General features: G+C 36.8%; 3 protein-coding genes. All 3 read left to right on the forward strand.

Going from position 1 to position 2,887, the window contains the following annotated elements:
- Positions 1-236 precede the first annotated feature (236 nt).
- The 3 genes from ACQKN2_RS25130 (at position 237) to ACQKN2_RS25140 (ending at position 2,766) form a co-directional block, all read left to right on the forward strand.
- On the forward strand, positions 237-968 hold the full coding sequence (locus tag ACQKN2_RS25130) for an ABC transporter ATP-binding protein (protein WP_427417347.1): 732 nt from the start codon (positions 237-239) through the stop codon (positions 966-968).
- The gene (locus ACQKN2_RS25135; RefSeq protein ID WP_427417348.1) at positions 965-1,717 is read left to right on the forward strand and encodes an ABC transporter permease; all 753 of its coding nucleotides are present in this window, start codon (positions 965-967) and stop codon (positions 1,715-1,717) included. The genes ACQKN2_RS25130 and ACQKN2_RS25135 overlap by 4 nt, the downstream gene beginning before the upstream one ends.
- Positions 1,718-1,791: 74 nt before the next feature.
- Positions 1,792-2,766 carry a proline dehydrogenase family protein gene (locus ACQKN2_RS25140; RefSeq protein ID WP_427417349.1) on the forward strand — a complete coding sequence of 325 codons (975 nt, stop codon included), beginning with the start codon at positions 1,792-1,794 and terminating at the stop codon, positions 2,764-2,766.
- Positions 2,767-2,887 lie beyond the last annotated feature (121 nt).

A 2,887-nucleotide genomic window follows, 5' to 3' on the forward strand; every position in this document is an offset into this window, starting at 1 on the left:
CGTGACGCATTTAGCCTTCGTTCCTTTAGCGGAGGAAGCGGCTCGACGCTCGCCCGCAGGAAGCTTTGCTCTGTGCGAAAGCGAAGCGTCAGCAAATGTTTTATCTGTGCGAAAGCGTAGCGACAGCAACAACAAAGCGAGTAGCCCGTAGCGGAAATCAGAGCCTTCTAGAAGGGATAAAAACGGTTAATCAATACACTTAATTTTACCTATTAATATAAAGGAGTTTTAACTTTATGAATATGTCATATGAGCCTGCCATTCACTTTCAACAGGTCAGCTTTTCAGCGAATGACAAGACGATATTACAATCGATTACTGGGTCATTCCCTAAAGGAAAAATCACTACATTAGTCGGCCCTTCAGGTGCTGGTAAAACAACTCTACTTAAATTGTGCAATGGACTATTATCTCCTACAGATGGTCAAATATTAATTGACAATCAAAACATTTCTACATACGAGCCAACCGCTTTAAGAAAACATGTGAGCATGGCTCTTCAAGCGGCCCCTATGATAGAAGGGACTGTATTTGATAATCTTGCACTTCCTCGTACGTTACAAGGAGAAAAGCTTACAGAGCAAGAAGCGACCCAATATTTACAAGATGTCGGACTTGATCAAAGCTTTTTACAACGCCCTACGAATAAATTATCAGGTGGACAACGACAAAAAGTCTCTATTGCAAGAACACTTATTAATCAATCCTCCATTTTATTGCTAGATGAAATCACATCTGCATTAGACCGTCAATCCGTGCAGGAAATTGAGATGCTTATTGCTACAATCAATAAAAAGTTTAATGTCACAATCATTTGGATCACTCATAATTTACAGCAAGCACTGACAATCGGCCACTATACATGGGTCATGATGGATGGGGAACTAATAGAAACGGGACAAAGCTCCTTACTTAACGCACCTAAAAATCCACGTGTCACGGAATTTGTACAGGGGGTGAATGGATGACGTATACTTCGCTTTCCTTAACGTTAATTTTTGTGTTAATCCCTCTTCTACTGTCAAAAACCTTAAAGCTAGGACTTGAAAAAGATACGCTCATAGCTACTATTCGTTCTATTATTCAATTACTTGCCGTCGGTTACATTTTAAAATTTGTCTTTGATGCTCAAAGCTATATTTATATCTTCCTCATGATTGCTTTAATGCTTTTAGTAGCAACACTCAATGCTCGTAAAAAAGGGAAAGGTATTAAAGGCATTACGTGGAAAATAGCACTAACTCTCATTGTAGTTGAATGTGTTACACAAGGGGTATTGCTTGGATTTAATATTGTACCATCAACAGCGCAGTATATTATTCCAATTAGCGGCATGATGATTGGTAATTCAATGGTCTTATCAGTTCTATTTTTAAATCGTTTTACATCGGAAATCGCAAGTCATCAGAACGAAATTGAGTTAATATTATCGCTTGGCGGCACACCAAAACAGGCTATTCATCGACAGCTAATGAATGCGATAAAAGCAAGTATGATTCCTACAATCGAAAGCCAAAAAACAATTGGTCTTGTTCAATTACCAGGTATGATGAGTGGCCAAATAATTGGCGGAGCAGACCCTATTCAAGCGGTGCAATTCCAACTATTAATCATTTTCGCCCTGCTAACAGCAGCGACATTATCAAGCATAATGATTGGTTTTTTAAGTTATCCTGCACTTTTTAATGAACGCATGCAAATTCTTGAACCAAAATAATTGTTATATTATAAACAATATATATTTTCTAAATTATGCTATAATAAAAGGAAAATGCAGCGAGGAGAATGACCATGTTATTACGCGATTTTTTCATCCATTTATCTGAAAACCAACTATTAAATAGTACTGCAAAAAAATACGGCCTAAAATTAGGAGCACAAAGTGTAGTAGCTGGTATAAATATTGAAGAAACGATTGCTAGTATCAAAGAGCTAAACGCGCATAAAATCTCTTGTACTGTAGACAATTTAGGGGAATTTGTTTCAACTGAAGAAGAAGCAACAAAAGCTAAAGAACAAATCCTTGCTGTTATTGAGGCTATTCACGAAAATAGCGTTGATGCGCATATTTCGTTAAAGCCATCTCAATTAGGTTTAGATATTGATGTTGATTTTTGCTACGATAATTTATATGAGATCGTAGAAAAAGCAGCAGCATACGATATATTCGTAAACTTTGACATGGAAGACTACGATCGTTTACAAACATCCTTTGATATGGTTGAAGAGCTATCCAAAACGTTTAATAATGTAGGTACTGTTATCCAATCTTACTTTTATCGTGCTAAGGACGATATTGAAAAATTCCAAGACTATCGCCTTCGTATCGTAAAAGGCGCTTATAAAGAGCCTGTAGAAGTTGCTTTCCAAGATAAATTAGATATTGATTTAAATTTCATTGAGTTAATTGAATATCATTTACTACATGGCAAATTTACATCCATCGCAACACATGACCATAATGTTATTGCACACGTAAAACGCTTTGTAGAGGACAATAATATTCCACTTGATAAATTCGAATTCCAAATGCTTTACGGCTTCCGTACAGATCTGCAAAAAGAGCTTGCAAAAGAAGGCTATAACTTCTGTGTATATGTACCATTCGGCGAAGATTGGTACGGCTACTTTATGCGCCGTTTAGCGGAGCGTCCTCAAAATCTTAATCTTGTTACAAAACAAGTATTTACGAAAAAAACGAACACAGTCCTTGCTGTAGCAGCAGGTGCATTCGTTCTTGGACGTTTAACAAAACGTAAAAAATAAGCAATTAAAAACCTTATCGTCTATATTGAACTGCTCCCCAATTGTTAGACACATCTAACAATTGGAGGTGCAGTTTTTTTATGGTCAAATATACTGCCGAAGATAGATTACAAGCTGTTGA

The sequence above is a fragment of the Lysinibacillus sp. NPDC093688 genome (assembly GCF_050280145.1).
In the GTDB taxonomy this organism is placed as follows: domain Bacteria; phylum Bacillota; class Bacilli; order Bacillales_A; family Planococcaceae; genus Lysinibacillus; species Lysinibacillus xylanilyticus_B.